General features: G+C 71.7%; 2 pseudogenes. One reads left to right on the top strand and one right to left on the bottom strand.

Features of this window, described 5'->3' with window-relative positions:
- Window positions 1-54: 54 nt before the first annotated feature.
- Window positions 55-225 (top strand): annotated as a pseudogene (locus tag VE25_RS23530) (hypothetical protein); the annotation flags it as partial.
- 16 nt (window positions 226-241) lie between these two features.
- On the opposite strand, the pseudogene VE25_RS23535 reads toward VE25_RS23530, so the two are convergent.
- A pseudogene (locus VE25_RS23535) lies at window positions 242-412 on the bottom strand (hypothetical protein); the annotation flags it as partial.
- Between the last annotated feature and the right edge of the window lie 54 nt (window positions 413-466).

Consider the following 466-nt stretch of genomic DNA (forward strand, 5'->3'; position numbering starts at 1 on the left):
GGGATCTGGACGCGGCCGGTGCTCGTCGTGACGGTGCCGTAGCTCTCCCGCGCCAAGGGAGAGGCCGGATTCGCGCCGCTCACGCTCCTCGATGCGTTGCTGCCGGCCTATGCCGACCTCCTCGCCGCCTTGAAGGCCGAGGGGGCCGAGTGGGTGCAGGTGTCCGAGCCGGTGCTGGTGCTGGACCTGAGCGAGGCGCAGAAGGCCGCCTTCGCCAGGGCCTATGCGGCGCTAGCGCCGCATAGGCCCTGGCGAAGGCGGCCTTCTGCGCCTCGCTCAGGTCCAGCACCAGCACCGGCTCGGACACCTGCACCCACTCGGCCCCCTCGGCCTTCAAGGCGGCGAGGAGGTCGGCATAGGCCGGCAGCAACGCATCGAGGAGCGTGAGCGGCGCGAATCCGGCCTCTCCCTTGGCGCGGGAGAGCTACGGCACCGTCACGACGAGCACCGGCCGCGTCCAGATCCC

It is taken from the genome of Devosia geojensis (genome assembly GCF_000969415.1).
GTDB lineage: Bacteria > Pseudomonadota > Alphaproteobacteria > Rhizobiales > Devosiaceae > Devosia > Devosia geojensis.